Annotated in this window: 9 protein-coding genes; all 9 read left to right on the plus strand. The window is 60.1% G+C overall.

Annotated elements, in window-relative coordinates:
• Positions 1-84: 84 nt before the first annotated feature.
• Entirely contained in the window at positions 85-1,023 is a 939-nt protein-coding gene (locus AC50YL_RS18715; protein ID WP_494833805.1) for an NADP-dependent oxidoreductase, read from the plus strand.
• Between the two features lie 125 nt (positions 1,024-1,148).
• Positions 1,149-2,102, plus strand: a complete 954-nt coding sequence (locus AC50YL_RS18720; protein ID WP_494833806.1) for a D-2-hydroxyacid dehydrogenase family protein — start codon at positions 1,149-1,151, stop codon at positions 2,100-2,102.
• A 232-nt stretch (positions 2,103-2,334) separates the two neighbouring features.
• Positions 2,335-3,333 carry a phosphotransferase enzyme family protein gene (locus AC50YL_RS18725; RefSeq protein ID WP_494833807.1) on the plus strand — a complete coding sequence of 333 codons (999 nt, stop codon included), beginning with the start codon at positions 2,335-2,337 and terminating at the stop codon, positions 3,331-3,333.
• A gap of 51 nt (positions 3,334-3,384) precedes the next feature.
• Complete coding sequence (locus AC50YL_RS18730; RefSeq protein ID WP_494833808.1) at positions 3,385-4,845, plus strand: amidase family protein; 1,461 nt, start codon at positions 3,385-3,387, stop codon at positions 4,843-4,845.
• A 308-nt stretch (positions 4,846-5,153) separates the two neighbouring features.
• Complete coding sequence (locus AC50YL_RS18735) at positions 5,154-5,828, plus strand: succinate dehydrogenase cytochrome b558 subunit (protein ID WP_494833809.1); 675 nt, start codon at positions 5,154-5,156, stop codon at positions 5,826-5,828.
• A gap of 391 nt (positions 5,829-6,219) precedes the next feature.
• Entirely contained in the window at positions 6,220-13,440 is a 7,221-nt protein-coding gene (locus AC50YL_RS18740) for a sugar-binding protein (protein WP_494833810.1), read from the plus strand.
• Positions 13,441-13,651: 211 nt separating this feature from the next.
• On the plus strand, positions 13,652-14,683 hold the full coding sequence (locus AC50YL_RS18745; RefSeq protein WP_494833811.1) for an S-layer homology domain-containing protein: 1,032 nt from the start codon (positions 13,652-13,654) through the stop codon (positions 14,681-14,683).
• 300 nt (positions 14,684-14,983) lie between these two features.
• Positions 14,984-15,730 carry a spermidine synthase gene (locus AC50YL_RS18750; RefSeq protein ID WP_494833812.1) on the plus strand — a complete coding sequence of 249 codons (747 nt, stop codon included), beginning with the start codon at positions 14,984-14,986 and terminating at the stop codon, positions 15,728-15,730.
• 248 nt (positions 15,731-15,978) lie between these two features.
• Positions 15,979-17,640 carry a type 2 periplasmic-binding domain-containing protein gene (locus AC50YL_RS18755; protein WP_494833814.1) on the plus strand — a complete coding sequence of 554 codons (1,662 nt, stop codon included), beginning with the start codon at positions 15,979-15,981 and terminating at the stop codon, positions 17,638-17,640.
• Positions 17,641-17,649: the final 9 nt, after the last annotated feature.

Below are 17,649 nucleotides of genomic sequence, written 5' to 3' on the forward strand. Positions count from 1 at the left end.
TTTTGTTCGAGTATACTCCTCTAGAAAACCGCGGTCAATTTAGATTCGCTTGAAGCCGCGGACAATCAGGCAGGAGGAAGCAACATGAGAGCAGTTGTAATGGACGAGTACGGGATGCCCGAGGTGCTGCGGGAACGGGAGCTGGCCGTACCGGCGTTGAGGGAAACCGAAGCGCTTGTGGAAATTCACGTCGCCTCGGTCAATTCGGGAGACCGCCTTATCCTCTCGGGAGCGTTCCGGGACGTATTGCCCCTGCGGCTTCCGCATGTGCTCGGCATCGAGATCGCGGGCGTCGTGAGCGAGGTAGGAGAGAACGTCACGCGCGTGAAGCGAGGCGACCGCGTCATCGGGCTGGCAGCAGCGGGCGGAGGCTATGCGGATTATGCGGCTTTGGACGAGAATTGTCTTGCCGTCATTCCGCCTGCGCTTTCTTTCCGGGAAACCGCCGCGTTGCCGGCAGTCGGATTGACCGCATGGCAGTCGTTGTTGCGGTATGGCAGGCTAAAGCCCGGCCAGCGCGTGCTCATTCACGCGGGAGCGGGAGCCGTAGGTCATATCGCCGTTCAGCTGGCCAAACTGCACGGCGCATACGTGATTGCCACGGCACGTGCCCGTAATCATGCATTCGTCCGGCAGCTAGGGGCGGATGAGGTGATCGATTATGCCGCAACCGAATTTTGGGATGCGATTCAGCCGGTAGATCTCGTGCTCGATATGGTGAGAGACGGCGGCGCGACGGAAAGGAACAGTTACGCGGCATTGAAGGACGAAGGCAAGCTGCTGTCCCTCGTCTCCCCGGCGATCGCGCGTAATCCGGCGATTCGCGGCATCGAGGCGCGATTTGTCCGCCCGGAGCCGAATGGAAGCGATTGGTCGGCGTTGGTCCGCCTTGTCCAGGAACGCAGATTGAAAATTCATATTGACGGCATCTTTCCGTTCGGCGCCAAGGGCATCGCGGAAGCGTACCGCGCGCATGACGCCGGCGGCAAGAAAGGACAGCTGCTCATTTCTTGGGCGCGTTAGCCCAGGGCGCGGTGCCGCGGTGCGGTGGCGCGTTCGAGCAGGTAAGGCAGAGGAAGGGAGACTTGGCAAACGCCCGACCGTATGCGATCATGAGAGCATATTCGGTCATGGGAGGGCTTTAGGTTATGAAATGCGCCGTATTGGACGATTACCAGCAGGTTGCTTTGTCGATGGCGGATTGGTCGGCCGTCAGGGATCGCGTCGAGGTGAAGGTGTTTCATGATCATTTCGGGGACGAGGACGAGTTGGCCGCCGCGATCGAGGATTGCGAGATCGTCGTCATCATGCGGGAACGGACGCCGTTCCGCGTCACGCTCTTCGAGCGGCTTCCCCGCTTGAAGCTGCTGGTCACGACGGGCATGCGCAACGCTTCCGTCGATCTGGCCGCCGCGGCGGAACGCGGCGTCGTCGTATGCGGAACGCGCGGTGGCGGAGAAGGCACGACCGAGCTGACGTGGACGCTGATCTTGGGCTTGGCGAGAAGGCTCGTGCAGGAGAACGAGGCGCTGCGCGGCGGCGGACGGTGGCAGAGCACGATCGGCGTCGATCTGATCGGCAAGCGGCTCGGCCTGCTCGGACTTGGCCATATCGGAAGCAACGTCGCGCGGATCGGCCAGGCATTCGGCATGGAGGTTGCCGCGTGGAGTCCGAATCTGACCGCGGACAAAGCCGACGCCGCCGGCGTGCGGCTGGCCGAATCGAAGGAGGAACTGCTGGAGAGCAGCGATTTCGTCTCGATTCATCTCGTGCTCGGGGATCGCTCGAGAGGCTTGATCGGCGCCCGCGAGCTCGGGCTTATGAAGCCGACCGCCTACCTGATCAACACCTCGCGCGCGCCGATCGTCGACAGGGATGCGCTCGTCGCGGCGCTGCGCGGCGGCACGATCGCCGGGGCCGGACTGGACGTGTTCGAGACGGAGCCGCTGCCGGCGGACGATCCGCTGCGCTCGCTGCCGAGCGTGCTGGCGACGCCCCACATCGGTTACGTTACCGAAGCGGCGTACCGCGGTTTCTTCCGCGGCGTCGTCGCGGATATCGAGGCGTTCCTGAACGGATCGCCCGTGAACGTACTGGGCTGATCGGTCCGATGCCGCGGCGCCGGATTGACGAAGGCAGGCAAGACAGGAAAGGAGTCGACCGAGCGTCGGCTCTCTTTTTTATCGTTTAAAGAACGGCTTCTCTTCGTAAAGGAAAAGCGCCCGATTGCAGGGAATACTAAAGGGCAAGGAAATGCGGCCTTGCATTTGACATGCATGCCGTATCGGATTGGGACCGCGACGCCATACGACGAAAGGACGGGAAGATCGCCGGATGACCGACAACGCGAGAGAACGCGCCGCACAGGATATCGCCGCCCAGCTCGAGAGCCGTTTCGGGTTGTCCGTGACGGGCGCGATGCCGATCGAGAAGGGCTGGCTCAACGTCAAATGGAAGCTGGAGACGGAACGAGGGCCGTTATTCGTCAAGCACTATCACCCGGACCGTTACAAGCTGCATGCCAGCGCGGACAGACGGAGCGAGTTGGAGCGGAATCTCGGGCTGCAGCACCGGATGAGCGAAGCCGGCATACCTTGTCCGGGCGTCTACGGCTACGCGGGAAAATACATACAGGAAACGCCGTCGGGCCTGTACTATACGGTGCTCGATTGGGTGGAAGGACAAACGGCCGAAGCCGGACACCTGAATCCCGCTCAGATGTTCGCGTTAGGCGAAGCGACGGGGCGGATGCACGAATGGCTGCGGACCAACGCGCCGCCGGGCCAGCTTGCCTGGAAACCGGACAAGGACGCCTATTGGCGCGAATGGGAACGAAATCGGAAGAATGCCGAAGACGCGGATGACCGGACGGTAATGGCGTGGCTGGAACGTTCGAAGGCCGTCGTGGCAACCTTGGATTTCGGCATCTTCGATTCATGCAAGGCCGGCTGGCTGCACTGGGACCTGTGGGTCGATAACCTGGTGCTGTGCGAGCATGGCGTGGCCGGGATCGTGGATTTCGACCGGATGGCCGTGGCCTATCCCGAGATCGACATCGCCCGCGTCGTGCTGTCGGGGACATTGCGCGACGGGCAGATCCGATCGAACGAGGCGCTGGCTTATTTCGAAGGGCTTCGCGGGCGGACGGAAGCGCCGAAGGGCATCCTCGGCAGATCGCTTCGTTTGCTGTATCTGTTCGAATCCCTCTGGTGGCTCCGCACGGAGGTGCGGCGCGATAGCGAGCTGCGGGGGATGCTTGCCCGATTCGTCGAAGAAATGCATTGGATCGAAGCGCATTGGGACACGCTCTCCGAACAAATGGACGGCTATTAAGCGATGCGCGTCACGTAAGGCTAAAACGATGGAATGGGAAGGGTGATACGCGTGGCATTCGAAATCGAAGAAACGACGATCGCGGACATTCAGGCGGCATTCGCTTCCGGCGAGCTGACGTCCAAGCAATTGGTGCTCCAATACATGAAGCGAATCGCGGATCACGACAAAAGCGGCCTGCTGCTCAATTCCGTGCTCGCCGTCAATCCCGATGCGCTGTTCATCGCGGAGGCGATGGACCGGGAACGGGAAACGACGGGCGCGCGGGGTCCGCTGCACGGCATCCCCGTCCTGTTGAAGGACAACGTCGACACCGGCGACAAAATGCCGACGAGCGCCGGCTCCCTCGCGCTGGCTGACAGCTACGCGCCGGAGGATGCGTTCATCGCGAAGAAGCTGCGGGAAGCCGGCGCCGTCATCCTCGGCAAAGCGAACATGACCGAGTTCGCCAACATGATGACGGAAGGCATGCCGAGCGGCTACAGTTCCCGCGGCGGGCAAGTGATGAACCCGTACAACATCTCGACGCCGACCGGCGGATCGAGCGCGGGGTCGGGCGTCGCGGTCGCGGCCAACTTTTGCGCTGCGGCGGTCGGCACGGAGACGTCGGGGTCGATTCTGAACCCGAGCAACCTCTGCTCGGTCGTCGGCATCAAGCCGACGGTCGGCCTCCTGAGCCGCACGGGCATTCTCCCCTTGTCCAACTCGCAGGATACCGCCGGGCCGATGGCGAGAACGGTCACGGACGCGGTGCTGCTGCTGCAAGCGATGACGGGTTACGACGAGCGAGACGCGGCGATGGGCGGCGGCATCGGCAAAGTACCGGAGGATTACGGCTCGTTCCTCGATCCGGCGGGGCTGCAGGGCGCGAGAATCGGCATTCCGCGGGATTATTATTTCGAAGAACTGACCGAGGAGCAGCTGGCGATATTCGATCGCGCGGTCGGGATCATGCGTGAAATGGGCGCGACCATCATTGAGTCCGCGAACATCGCCACGGCCCGCAGCATCGTCTACTCCACCGTCCTGTTGAACGAGTTCAAGGCTTCCCTGAATGCCTATCTCTCGCAGCTCGGTCCCCGCGCCCCGATGCGCACGCTGAAGGAAATCATCGCCTTCAACCACGAGCACCCCGTCGAAACGTTGAAATACGGGCAAAAAACGCTGATCAACGCGGAATTTCATTCATCGGGCACGTTGACCGACGTGCGTTACTTGAACGACCGCGCGACGGATATCCGCCTGTGCAAGGAAGAAGGCATCGACGCGACGATGAAGGAGCACCGGCTGGACGCGCTGTTGTTCCCCGCGGATTTCGGCTCGCGGCTCGCGGCGCGGGCGGGTTACCCTTCGATCGCCGTGCCGGCGGGTTACACGGAAGCCGGACCTCCGTTCGGCGTCGCGTTCACGGCGAGAGCCTACGAGGAGCCGACCCTGATCCGTCTCGCCTATGCGTTCGAGCAGGGCACGAAATTCCGGCGTCCGCCGTCCTTGAAGAGCTTCATCGATTAACGCGAATAACGCGAATCCCCGCCTGCGGCGCCGTGCCGCAAGCGGGGATTTTTTCGGCGAAAAGGCATAATAAGCAAGCAGGGCGATACGGCAGCCGATTCGGCTAGGACTGTCACATCCCGTTCAGCGGAGTAGTTACATCCCTCTCTGCAAGGACAGTCACATCTCGCTCCGAGAGTACGCCGCAGGTACTGTTACAACCCGCTCCGCTCGTACTGTCACATCCCGCTCCGCTGTCTCGTTTTATAGATGCGGACATCGTTATGTCGGTTCCGCCAAACTCGATGTGCATAAAGGAGCTCTTCAGCATGAATGGAAACTCATACTACTGGCGCAAGCTGCACTCCCTGCTCGGGGTAATCCCCCTCGGGGGCTTCATTGTCGTTCACGCGTTGGCCAACTATCAGGCGTTCGAGCGCGGACCGGAGGGGTTCACGGGGGCCGTGCATTTCATCAACGGCCTGCCGCTCGTGCCCGTGCTCGAAATTTTCGGCATTTATCTTCCGATTTTGTTCCACGGCGTTTATGGGTTGTACATGGCCTACCAGTCGAATGCGAACCCGAAGCAGTACTCGTACGGCCGCAATTGGGCTTTCATGCTGCAGCGTCTAACCGGGGTGCTGACGTTCATCTTCGTATTCTGGCATGTCTACAATACCCGCGTTCAGGTTTATCTCGGCAACGTCACGCATGAGGAGCTTGGCGCCACGATGCATGGCATCGCCACGCATCCCGCGTACTTCGTGCTCTACGTCATCGGGGTCTTGTCGGCGGTCTTTCATTTCAGCAACGGCCTGTGGGCGTTCATGATCAGTTGGGGCATCACGGTCTCCCCGCGCGCGCAAAGAATATCTTCCTACTTCTGCATGATCCTCTTCGCGGCGATCTCCGCGCTGTTGATTCTGTCCCTGGCCGCGTTCACCGGCGAGGAATTCACGGCTTCGACCGGTGCCGCGACGACGCAATTGCAGCTCCTGCAATAAAAACGCGAATCCCCGTTTACGGCACTGCGCCGCGGACGGGGATTTTTTTGCCGTTTGTCGGATTTTCTCGCAAAGATCGCGTTTTCCAATGCCGGAACCTTGCTCCCCGGAGAGGCGATTTCCGCGACGGTTGTCGACGCGGCGACCGGCCACGGAACGGACTTCGTACGTTTACCATAGAAATTGGATTATTACCTTATGTAAGTGTTTTCATCATTTCTTTATAATGATGATGGACAAAGCATGGCTGTCATTTCCAGTCGCGAAAGAGGGGGGTAACCGGTTCGAAGGCAGTAAGTTCAAGGACGGGCAAATGGGCGATCGCTGCAGAAAAGGAATGAAAAGTGTCTGTCGCAAGTCAAGACTACGATTTATTCAAGGAGGTAGCCAAATGGGAATCAAGCGCGAATGGGGACGGCTTCATCGTTCCATGGCGTTATTGCTGACGTTTTCCATGCTTATTTCGACCTTTATCGGCTTCGGCTTTCCAAGAACGGTCCAGGCTGCGGGCGATGACGACCGGTTTACTACGGTCACGTCTCCGGCCTATCGCTCGGATATCACGAGCAACGCCGTTACGATTACGTTCCATAACGCGCTCGGCACGACCGCGAAGGTGTATTCGCAGAAGCAGCCGGGCGATTTGAACAATACCACCAACGGCACGAAGGATCTCGTCGGCGAAGTTACGCTGTCGAACGGGGACGGAAGCGTGCAATTCCCGGCTTCCGAATATCCGAAAGGCCCGATCTCCGTGCGCATCCAGGTGTTCCAGGGCAGCGCCGAAATCGATAATGCCTACCTGCAGCTGAACAACAAGGTCGGCGTGGAGTGGCGGGCAGGGCTCGATAACGCTCCGGTCAATCCGGTCACGGCCGGCATGCCTACCGTGTTCTCGGACGATTTCAACACGATGCCGACGATCAACAAGACCGGCATCGGCGCGACGTACGCGTCGGCCAAGGTCGACGAGGCGCGCGGCGGCATGTTCGGCTGGGCGGCGTTCGAGGATGCCGACGGTCCGAACAATCCGTTCTCGATTAGCGACAATGAATACATGAAGCTGTCGACGATTTATCATCCGACAGGCTATGTCCGCAACGATTATTGGAAGCAGAAGGTCAGCACCGGCTACCTGTCCTCCATGGACCAGGCGGGCGGCGGCTTCCATACGGAGGGCGGACGCAATCAATACTTCGAAGCGCGGATGTTCTTCGGACCGAATCCGGGCATGTGGCCGGCGTTCTGGACGTTGACGGCGAACGGTTACGTTCAGAATCCGAATCTCGCGAATCAGCCGAGCGACGAGCTGGATATTATCGAAGGTTACTTGGGCACGCCTTCCGGCTATCAGATCGCCTGGCATCCGTGGGGGTACGACAAGCCGGCGGCCGCGGGCTACGATGCCGGCAAGCTGGGCGGCGGCTACAGCGCCAACCTCGACACGGCCGCGTTCAACAATATCAATCTGGCGATGGGCTTCCATACGCTGGCGGTCTACATCACGAAGGACTGGACGTACTACTACTGCGACAACGTGGAAGTGACGCGTCACAAAACATTGCCTTTCAGCTGGCAATACGGCAATTATTTCATTATTAACGCTGCCGTGTCCGATCATTACGGCATTAACGGCAACGCCGCGGATCCGTTCGAGAACTTCGACGTGCCGGGCGGATTCACGCGTTACGGCAACGAGGCCGACACGTACGTCGACTGGGTACGCGTCTATCAAGACGCGCCGGGCACGGTTCGCTTCGAAAGCGATTCTTCCGTCAAGGCGCTCTCCGGCGACGTCGTACGCGTCAACGTAAGCCGCAACGATGCAGCGAAGGCGCTGTCGGGCAATTACCATGTCGATGCGCCTGCAGGCTGGAAGATCATGAGCGGCGAGCAGTTCGTCGACATGAGCGGAACGTATAATGCACCGTTCGCGGCAGGCGCGGGCAGCGACACGCTGACGTTCCTTGTCCCGAACGACTATGATGAGACGGCGGATATCACCATTACGCCGGAATCGAGCGGCGGTACGTCTTACGAGCCGATCGTGATCGCCGCGACGGCAACCGGTGCGACGGGCGAACTGATTCGCATCGACTCCACCACCTATCCATATCGCAATACGGGCGGGGGAGATCAAGGATCGTGGGCAACGTACGACCCGAGCACGAACCTCGGCACGTATTTCAATTTTATCAACGGCGGCTGGTGGCGCGACGGCTGGAGCTGGATGTACGTGCGCGAAGACGCTTCGACCGCGATGGAGTTCAAGTTCAACGGGACATCCATTGCGCTCGATATGACGAAGTGCACCGAGTGCGGCGAGGCCGATATTTATTTGGACGGCGAGCTTCAGCAGCATATCGATACGAACGCTACCCAGGATCAGCCATTCCGGGCATTCGAGAAGAGCGGACTCGCCGATGGCGACCATACGCTCAAGATTATGGGCGCGAATAACGCAGCTGCGCGTTATCTGCGTATCACAGGCTTCGAGTTCCGTCATTTCGAAGATCCGAACCTGCCGAAATTCTGGACGGAAAATACGTTCTTCAAGGCAGCTCCGGGGGACGAAATCTCGGTAAACATTAACCGCAACGGCGCGGCAGGGACTCGCTTCGGCACGTACAACCTGACGTTCCCGACGAGCGGATGGCAAGTGAAGGTAGGCGATAATTGGCAGGCGGCGACGAGCCAGTCGTTCTCGACCAACCATTACGAGGATACGATTCAATTGAAGGTTCCTTCGAACTACACGAGCAAGAACGGTCAGGTCGTCATCGCGCCGACGAGCAGCGACGGTACCTATGATCCGATGAAGGTAACCGTGCAGGCACCGGACGCACCGGAAGCCCCGGCGATCACGGGAACCGGCGAGAAGCGCATGGTCGACTCGACTACCTATCCGTACGTGAACGCGACCGGAGGGACGGACGGCGCATGGACCGCTTTCAACCATAGCTCGCAGCCGAACGATTACTTCGCGTTCCACGGCAACTGGTGGAAAGACAGCTATGCATGGATGTATATCACGGCGGGCGCGGATCAAGATTTGACGTTTAACTTCGAAGGCGACGCCGTAGCGCTGTATGCCCGCTATATCGATGGCGGCAGCGCATTCGACGTTTACATCGACGGCGTCAAGCAAGGATCGGTCGACACGAACGGCACCAGCGGCAAGAAGCGCGTATTCAGCAAGAGCGGACTGCCTGTCGCGAACCACGAGCTCAAGCTGGTCGTAACGAGACCTAGCGGTTCGATCGTGCTGGAAGGCTTCGAGTACGATTACGTGAAGTCGAACGAGATTCAAACGATCCGCGTCGATTCCACGACGTATCCGTACAAGAGCACTTCGGGCGGAGACGGCGGCAACTGGGCGCAGTTCGACCAATCTACCCAGGGCAAAACTTACTTCAACACAACCGGCGGCTGGTGGCATGACAGCTATGGATACATGTACGACAAAGCCAACAACAACGGCGACGTGAACGCCTTCACGTTCGACGGCACGGCGGTATCCGTGTTCATGCGTACTTTCAATGCCGGCGGATTGCTGGACGTTTATTTGGACGGCGTGTTCCAGACGACGATCGATTCCAAAACGACCGATACCGTATCGAACGCCAAAGTATTCGAGAAGACCGGCTTGCGCGGCGGCCAGCATAAGCTGGAGCTGAAGGTCAAGACCGAGGCGAACAGCGGCCGTGAAGACGTGATCGTCGACGGCTTCGAGTACGTGTACGACCCGAACGCGGTCGTTCCGGGCTTCGCGGCACCTGCGTCATTGAATGTCGTGCAGGGCGAGAACGCCAGCATCACGATCGCGCGCGACGAGAACGCGCAGGAGATGGCGGGCACGTACGAGGTGACGTTCCCGGACACGAACTGGTCCGTCGTATCGGGCGGCAGCTTCGCGGCAGGAAGCGCGAGCGACACGATCGTCGTCAGCGTTCCGGCGGCTTATGCGCTTCCGAACGGCACGATCAAGATCGCGCCGATCGTAAATGGCGTGAAATACGCGGCGCAGACGGTATCCATCGTGGCGCCGAAGATTCCGCTGCCGGATTTGGTCACGCTGCAATCGCCGGCCTACCGGGCCGAGCTTGACGGCGAGACGACGCTGAATTTCACGGCGAAGGGCGGCTATACCGCTGCAGCAGGCTATATGCTGCATCAGCCGGACGCCGGGCATTCGGATCCGTCCGGTTACATCGTCAAGCTGGCCGACGTCACGCTGGACAGCGACGGCAAAGGCTCGATCACGTTCGACGCCGATCAATACCAGCACGGTCCTGTTGCCGTGAAGGTGACGGCGACGAAAACGGACGGCTCGAAGACGATCGAGGATTACTTCCAGTTCTACAATACGGGCGGCGCGGATTGGAACATGGGCTTGGAGAACGCGCCGATGCCGTCGCAATTGGACGGTCTCGACATGCAGGTGACCTTCGAGGACGACTACAAGACGATGCCGACGATCTCGAAGACGGGCATCGACGGCCAAGGCCAACGTACGACGTACGCGTCGCACAAGCCGGATTACAAGGATTACGGCAACGCCTTGTTCGCCGACCGCGGCAGCGCGTACGATCCGTTCGAGCAAGTCGAGGATTATTTGAAGATCAAGACGAAGTACTACGAAGAGAAGCTGCCGGCCAACGTCGACGGCTACCAGCGCAATTATACGACGGGCTTCCTCAGCTCCGTCGGGGATGACGGCGCGGGCTTCCGCACGAAAGGCTATACGGAACAATATCTGGAAGCCCGCTTCTTCGTCGGCGCCAACCCGGGCCAATGGCCGGCGTTCTGGACGCTGACCGGCGTGAACGACGAGGCGACCGACGAGCTCGATATTATCGAGGCGTACCCGCCGAACGTGTCCGGTTACTCCATCGCCACCCATCCATGGGGCTACGATAATCTGGACGGCGGCGGCAAGGCCGTCAACACGGTCGACCTGATCGGCAGCGACGCCGGCAACATCTCGATGGGCTTCCACACGTACGGCGTGCTGGTCGCGGAAGATTTCACGACGTACTACTTCGACAACAAGGAAGTCTACAAGCAGAAGACGCTGCCGTTGTCGTGGCGCAAGGGAAGCTACTTCCTGATCAACAACGCCATGACGCAAAGCGACGCGTTCCCGCCGGGCTACGGATTCGACCGTTACGGCGATCAATCCGATATGTATATCGACTGGGTGCGCGTATACGAACAGCCGGTGAATCCGGATGACGTTATTTTCGACACGGCCGTATTCAGTCCGGTCAACGTTACGCCTGGACAGGACATCAGCCTGGAAATCAACCGCGTGAACGACGGCGCGAAAGCGCTGAGCGGCACGTACCAGGTCGAGATGCCGCAAGGCTGGTCGATCGTCTCCGGCGCGGCGTTCGGCGCGGGCGCATCGAAGGATACGCTGGTGCTGCACGTACCGGATAATTACGCCAAGTACACGTACGAGCTGAAGATTACGCCCGTAACGAACGGCAAGAATTACAAGACGCTGACCGTGCAGACGAAGAACACGGACGATTCGATCGGCGTCGAGATTTATCCGGTTCAGAACGCGGCGAAGGACGGCTATGACGTCAAAGTCGCGCTGACGAACAAGCACGACTCGGGCAGCGTTGCCGGCGGCACCGTGCAAGTCGCGGCGCCGACAGCGGCTGCAGGCAGCTACAGCTTCGGCGACATCGCAGGCGGCACGACGCAGCACGTCACGATTCCGGCCGCGATGCTGTCCGCGGACAGCCGCACGCATTTCACGTTCCATATTACGAACGCGGACGGTTACGACCGTACCTTCGAGAAGGACATCAGCGATTTGACGGCAACGCGCGTCAATCCGGAACATCCGATTCTCGTTGGCGGCAACCTTGACGGAACGGTCGACGCGGATGCGTGGACCGGCTCGCAAGTCATCCACTTGGACGGAGCCCAGTCGGGCGATCGCTCCGGCGATCAATACGTCAAGTGGGACGACGACTACCTTTACCTGGCCGTGCAAGTGACGGACGACGTGCACAGCATGTCCGCGGCCAACGTATACGATTCATGGGGCGCCGACAGCCTGCAGGTGTCGTTCGACCCTGAACGTCCGGGCAGAACGGCAACGACCGACAACCATCCGCGATTCATCGCGTCGCTGAACGCGACGACGGGCGAATCCGCGCTCGGCAACGAAACGTGGGGACCGGTCACGACCGGCAACCTCAACGACATCAAGTACAAGTTCACCCGTGACGAAGCAAACCATTTGACGAACTACGTGGTCGCCTTCCCATGGAACAGCATCCTGACGGACGCGCGCAAGCCGGCGAAGGCGGATCTGACCGATCTCGGCATCTCCGTCATCGTCAACGACAACGACGGCGGAGGCCGCGAAGGCTGGATTTCCTATATGGACGGCATCTCGACCGGCAAGGATCCGCTGAAGTTCGGCGATTTGATTCTGTCTTCGAGCTCTTCGCTGCAGCCGGAGGAACCCGCGGATTCGCTGCACGCGACGATTGCCGCCCCGGCATCGGCGCATGTCGGCCAGCCGGTCGATCTGAACGTCGGCGTGGCAGGCGTGACGGATCGCTTCTCGATTGCCGATCTGACCGTGCATTACGATCCGAACAAGCTTGAATTCGCAACGGAGACGGATGAGAACGGCAGACTTAGCTTGGCCGAAAGCGCCATCGCTTCGCTGAAAGAACATTTCGCGGTGCTTGGTACGGCAGTTAAACCAACGCTTGGTCAGATCCGTATTTTACTCGCCAGCGAAGGCGCAAGCAACGGCGTATCCGCCGACGGTGACCTGTTGGTGCTGCATGGCAATGTCAAGGCGAACTCGGCGGTAGGAACGACTTCGCTTTCGCTGTCGGACTTTACGATCGGCGACGACGGCGTTACCGCGGCGGTCGATACCGCGGCAGCTTCCGCCGACATTGCAATCAGCAATATCGACAAGGCAGCCCTGAGCTCGGCGATTACCAGCGCGCAAACCAAGCATGATGCGGCAGTCGAAGGCACGCAGGCAGGCCAGTATCAAGCAGGCGCCAAAGCTGCGCTGCAATCGGCAATCAACGCTGCTGCAGCCGTCAGAGACGATGCTTCGGCCACGCAACAGCAAGTTAACGATGCTGCAATAGCTCTTGCTGACGCAGTGACTGCATTCGAAGGCAAAGTAGTTGTCGTGAACGCGGATAAGGCTGCATTGACTGCGGCAATTACGAGCGCGCAAAGCAAGTACAATGTCGCCGCGGAAGGCACGAAGCTCGGCAATTATGCAGCCGGCTCCAAGGCTGCGCTGCAAACGGCAATCGACAGCGCGACGTCAGTGAAGAACAACTCTGCAGCGACGCAAGGTCAAGTCGACCAAGCAGTAACCGATTTGAACGCTGCGGTTCACACCTTCATGACCAAGCTGATTACGCTCGTACCCGGACAAACAAGCATTACGATCAAGGATCTGTCGCTCATCGTGAAATACTTCGGCAAGAAATCGACGGACGAGGGCTGGGATGCCATCGCCGCGGCCGACATCTTCGACAGCGGCGAAATTACGATTCAATCGCTTGCAGCCGTTGCCCGTATGATTCTCGATGACTGGCTTGCGGAATAAGGGGTTTTCAATCTAGCGGAGGAGGGCTTCCGAGCCTTCCTCTACTTCGATAACTCTACATGCTCAAGGTTCACTAGTCGTTTCATGCATGACTTCGCTTCATTGCCAAGCTTAGCGTTTTCCGCAATGAAACGAGCAATGCCGTTTATTCCTGACGGCGAGAGCCGTTTCATTTTGGGTTAACGGATACGGAAAGGAAGTGCCGCCGCATATGCCGCGCAAACTATTTTTCGGTTTTCTCATCTGCCTGCTGCTCTGTGCCCAGAGCCTTGTGCCTGCTCGGGCAGCGACCGTTCCCGTCTTCGCGCTGACCACGGCTCCGGCTGCGCCGGCAGTCGGCCAGGAAGTGAAGCTCACGCTGCAAGGGAAGCAGCTCGCCGACGTCTATGCCTTTGACGTTACGCTCGGCTACGATGCCGGCAAGCTTCGTTTTAAAGAGGCTTCAAGCGCGATCGCGGGGATGTCGACCGACCCGATTCCGACCGATGGCCAGATTCGTTTCGCGCATACGAAGATCGGCAAGACGGCAGGCGTCAGCGGAAGCGTAACCTTGGCTACGCTCACGTTCGTAGCGATTGGGAAAGGCGAGGCCCAAGCCTCCGTCAAGGAGCTGAAGACCGTCGATTCGGAGTTGAAGATGACAACCTTGCATCCGGTTGCGAAGACGACAGTTCGTATCGGCGCGGCGGGCGCGTTCAGCGATCTCGGAGCCAAGTGGTCTTGGGCTGCGGAAGCCATCGGTTATTTGTCTTCGAAGGGTATCGTAGGCGGTACGGGCAACGGCAAATACGAACCCGCGCTGCCGGTGAAGCGCGGCGATCTGATGCTGATGCTCGTACGGGCATTCGGCCTGAAGGCGGAATCTGACAAGGGCGGCTTTGCCGATGTCCCGCAGGGCAAATACTACGCGGAAGCGATTGCCACGGCCAAAGCGCTCGGCATCGCCACGGGAGACGGCACGGGCTTCAAGCCCGAAGCGGCGGTGTCGCGGCAGGATCTGATGGTGCTGATCGATCGCGCGCTGCAAGCGATCGGCCAAGCGCTGCCGAAGCCCGCGGGGACGGAGCTGGACGGATTCGCCGATAAAGCCAAAGTCGCGGATTATGCCAAGCTGTCCGTGGCCGCGCTGGTGAAGGCGGGTATCGTGAAGGGCGGCACCGGCGGCATCGAGCCGTCCAAAAGCACGAATCGCGCGGAAACGGCGGTTATCCTGTACCGGATCCTGATGCAGCAGCAAGCTTAGCTTCGCCCTTCGACAAGGCCGCTTCTGTCCAACCGGGACAGGGGCGGCCTTGTTCGCGCTGCGTCGGAGCTCCGACTCGTTGCCGGATGCGGACCGACGGAGCACCGGCTCGCATCCGGTTGCCGTTCTCCTGATCCGGGCGCATGCACCGTTCAGGATATGGGTACGTTCACGGAGTCCGTTATGAGCCGGGCTGCGGTCGCACCGTCTTGTAATCGAGACCGGATGACAAGTACAATCGGGGGGAGGATATGCGGTTGCCCGGTCATGCGGCAATCGGACAAAGGAGAGGGCGGAGTTTTGATACAGCTTGCCAGCGTCATCAGCGGCCATCAGGCGATCACGGTGTACGAGGCCAACCAGCTTTACGGGGAGACCGGAAGGTTCCGGTTCCTGCAGTTCGCGGACGATGCGGTCCAAGGAGCCCTCGATCTGAAGAATCCGCGGCGGATCGTGCTCGAGTACCCGCGGGCGCTTATTCATCTGATGGAGCATAACGAGCCGTTCTTCCGGCGGCTCTTCATGATCGGCCACGGCATCGGCACGATCGCGGCGCATTATCCGGACAGGCAGGTCACCGTCGCGGAGATCGACGAGCAGGTCGTGTCGTTATCCCGGACCTACTTTGATTACGGGCTGGATAATGTCTTGATCGGCGACGGCCGGCAGCTGCTCGCGGAACAAGCGGACGGACGGCTCGATTATATCCTCCTGGATGCCTTTACGAGGGAGGGCACGCCGCGGCACCTGAGCACCCTGGAGTTTTTCCGGCTGGCCAAGGAGAAGCTGAGCGATCGGGGCATGATGCTGCTGAACGTGACGGGGAAGGAAAACGGCGACAAGGGCGTGGCATCGGTCTTTGCGACGCTGCAGCGGGTTTTCGCCCATGCGAAGGCATTCGTGTTGCCGGGCGAGGGGCAGTCGGGGCAGCGGAATATGGTTCTGGCCGCATGCGGCCGGCCGATCCGGTACGAACGGCAGGCGATGGCCGGGTTTGCGGCGTTCGTGCCGGAGAACGGCTATGTCATCACGGACCGACGCCGGTGAGAGGTACGCGGAGCGCAAGATGCTGACCGGATAATCGAGCAGGCGACAGGGGAGGGACCAATCGGTCTCTCCTTTTTTTGTGGCGGATTCGCGTTTCGTCGATCGGTTTGGCGATATGGTCAATGCCTGGCGAAGAATTCGGCACGCGATTGGCGATTTTGCGCATATCGGCCTTGGGACGCCGTCCGGTAGTCTGTGAGAGAGAGGCATGCCTCTCGGCACACATTCGATCATCGGAGGTTGAAGAAATGAGAAGAGGGTTGACTTCCGGCCTAATCGTCGTACTGTTAGGCACGCTGCTGGCCGCTTGCACGTCCGGAGAGGATAAAGCGGGCACGGGAAACGGGAACGCGAACGAAAATGGGAATGGAGCGGCGGCGGAACCCGCGAACGCGGCGGAAGGGACGGCCGATACGGGAGCCTATCCGATCAAGACCGACAAGACGCTGTCGTATTGGGGCGAGCTCACCGGCAATCTGGTCGGCGTCAAACCGTCGCATAACGAGATTCCGTTCTTCCAGGATTGGCAGAAGAAGACCGGGGTGAAGCTGGAGTTCACGGCGCCGCCGTCCGGACAGACGAAGGAAGCGCTCAACGTGATGCTCGCTTCCGGCGACCTGCCCGACATGCTGGAATACAACTTCCTGGCGTTCCCGGGCGGGCCGGAGAAGGCGATCGGCGACGGCTACATCTTGAAGCTCAACGACCTGATCGACAAGTACGCGCCGAATCTGAAGAAATTTCTGCAGGACAATCCCGACATCGACAAAATGGTCAAGACCGACAGCGGCAGCTATTACGCGTTCCCGTTCATCCGCGGAGACGAGTATCTGCGCGTCTTCCAAGGACCGATCATCCGAAAGGACTGGCTGGACGAGCTGGGCCTGCCGATGCCCGAAACGATCGACGACTGGACGACGACGCTGCGCGCGTTCAAGGAGAAGAAGGGCGCGGCCGCACCGCTGTCGTTCGTCAGCAAACCGAGGTTCTTCAACGAATCCGGCAACGGCGCGTTCATCGGCGCGTTCGGCGCGAGCCGCGGCTTCTACCAGGAGGACGGCACGATCAAGTTCGGTCCGGCCGAGCCGGGCTTCAAGGATTATCTCCGTCAGTTCCACGACTGGTACGCGGAGGGCCTGATCGACAAGAACGCCGCGACGGCGGATTCGAAGGCGCTCGACGGGAACATCGCGTCGGACGCGACCGGCGCCACGGTCGCCAACGCGGGCGGCGGCATCGGCAAATGGCAGCCGCTCGTCGAAGCGAAGGACCCGAAGGCCGTTCTGGCGGCCGCGCCGTATCCGGTGCTGAAGAAGGGCGACACGCCGAAGTTCGGCCAACGCCAGCAGGCGTATTCGTCCGAGGGCACGGTGGCGGTCACGACGTCGGCGAAGGATCCGGAGCTGGCGGTCCGCATGCTGGACTACGGCTACAGCGACGAAGGACGGCTGTTCTTTAACTTCGGGACGGAGGGCGTCAGCTATACCATGGTGAACGGGTATCCGACGTATACCGACCTGCTGATGAAGAATCCGGATAAGCTCGCGCCGGCTCAGGCGATCTCGATGTACGCCCGCGGCAGCTACAACGGCCCGTTCATCCAGGACAAACGCTACGCGGAACAGTTCTTCGCGCTCCAGACCCAGCGCGACGCGATCGGCACCTGGGCGAAGACCGACGCGGCCAAGTACAGCCTGCCGCCGCTTACGCCGACGCCGGAGGAAAGCTCGGAATACGCCGCGATCATGACCGATATCGACACGCTCGTGGACGAGATGACGCTCAAGATCATTCTCGGCACCGAGCCGGTCGATCAGTACGACAAGTACCTGGAGAAAATGAAGTCGCTGAATTTGGACCGCGCGATCGAGATTCAGACCGCCGCCTTGGAGCGGTATAACAGCCGCTGACGATATAGG

The organism is Paenibacillus sp. J22P277, assembly GCF_059383675.1.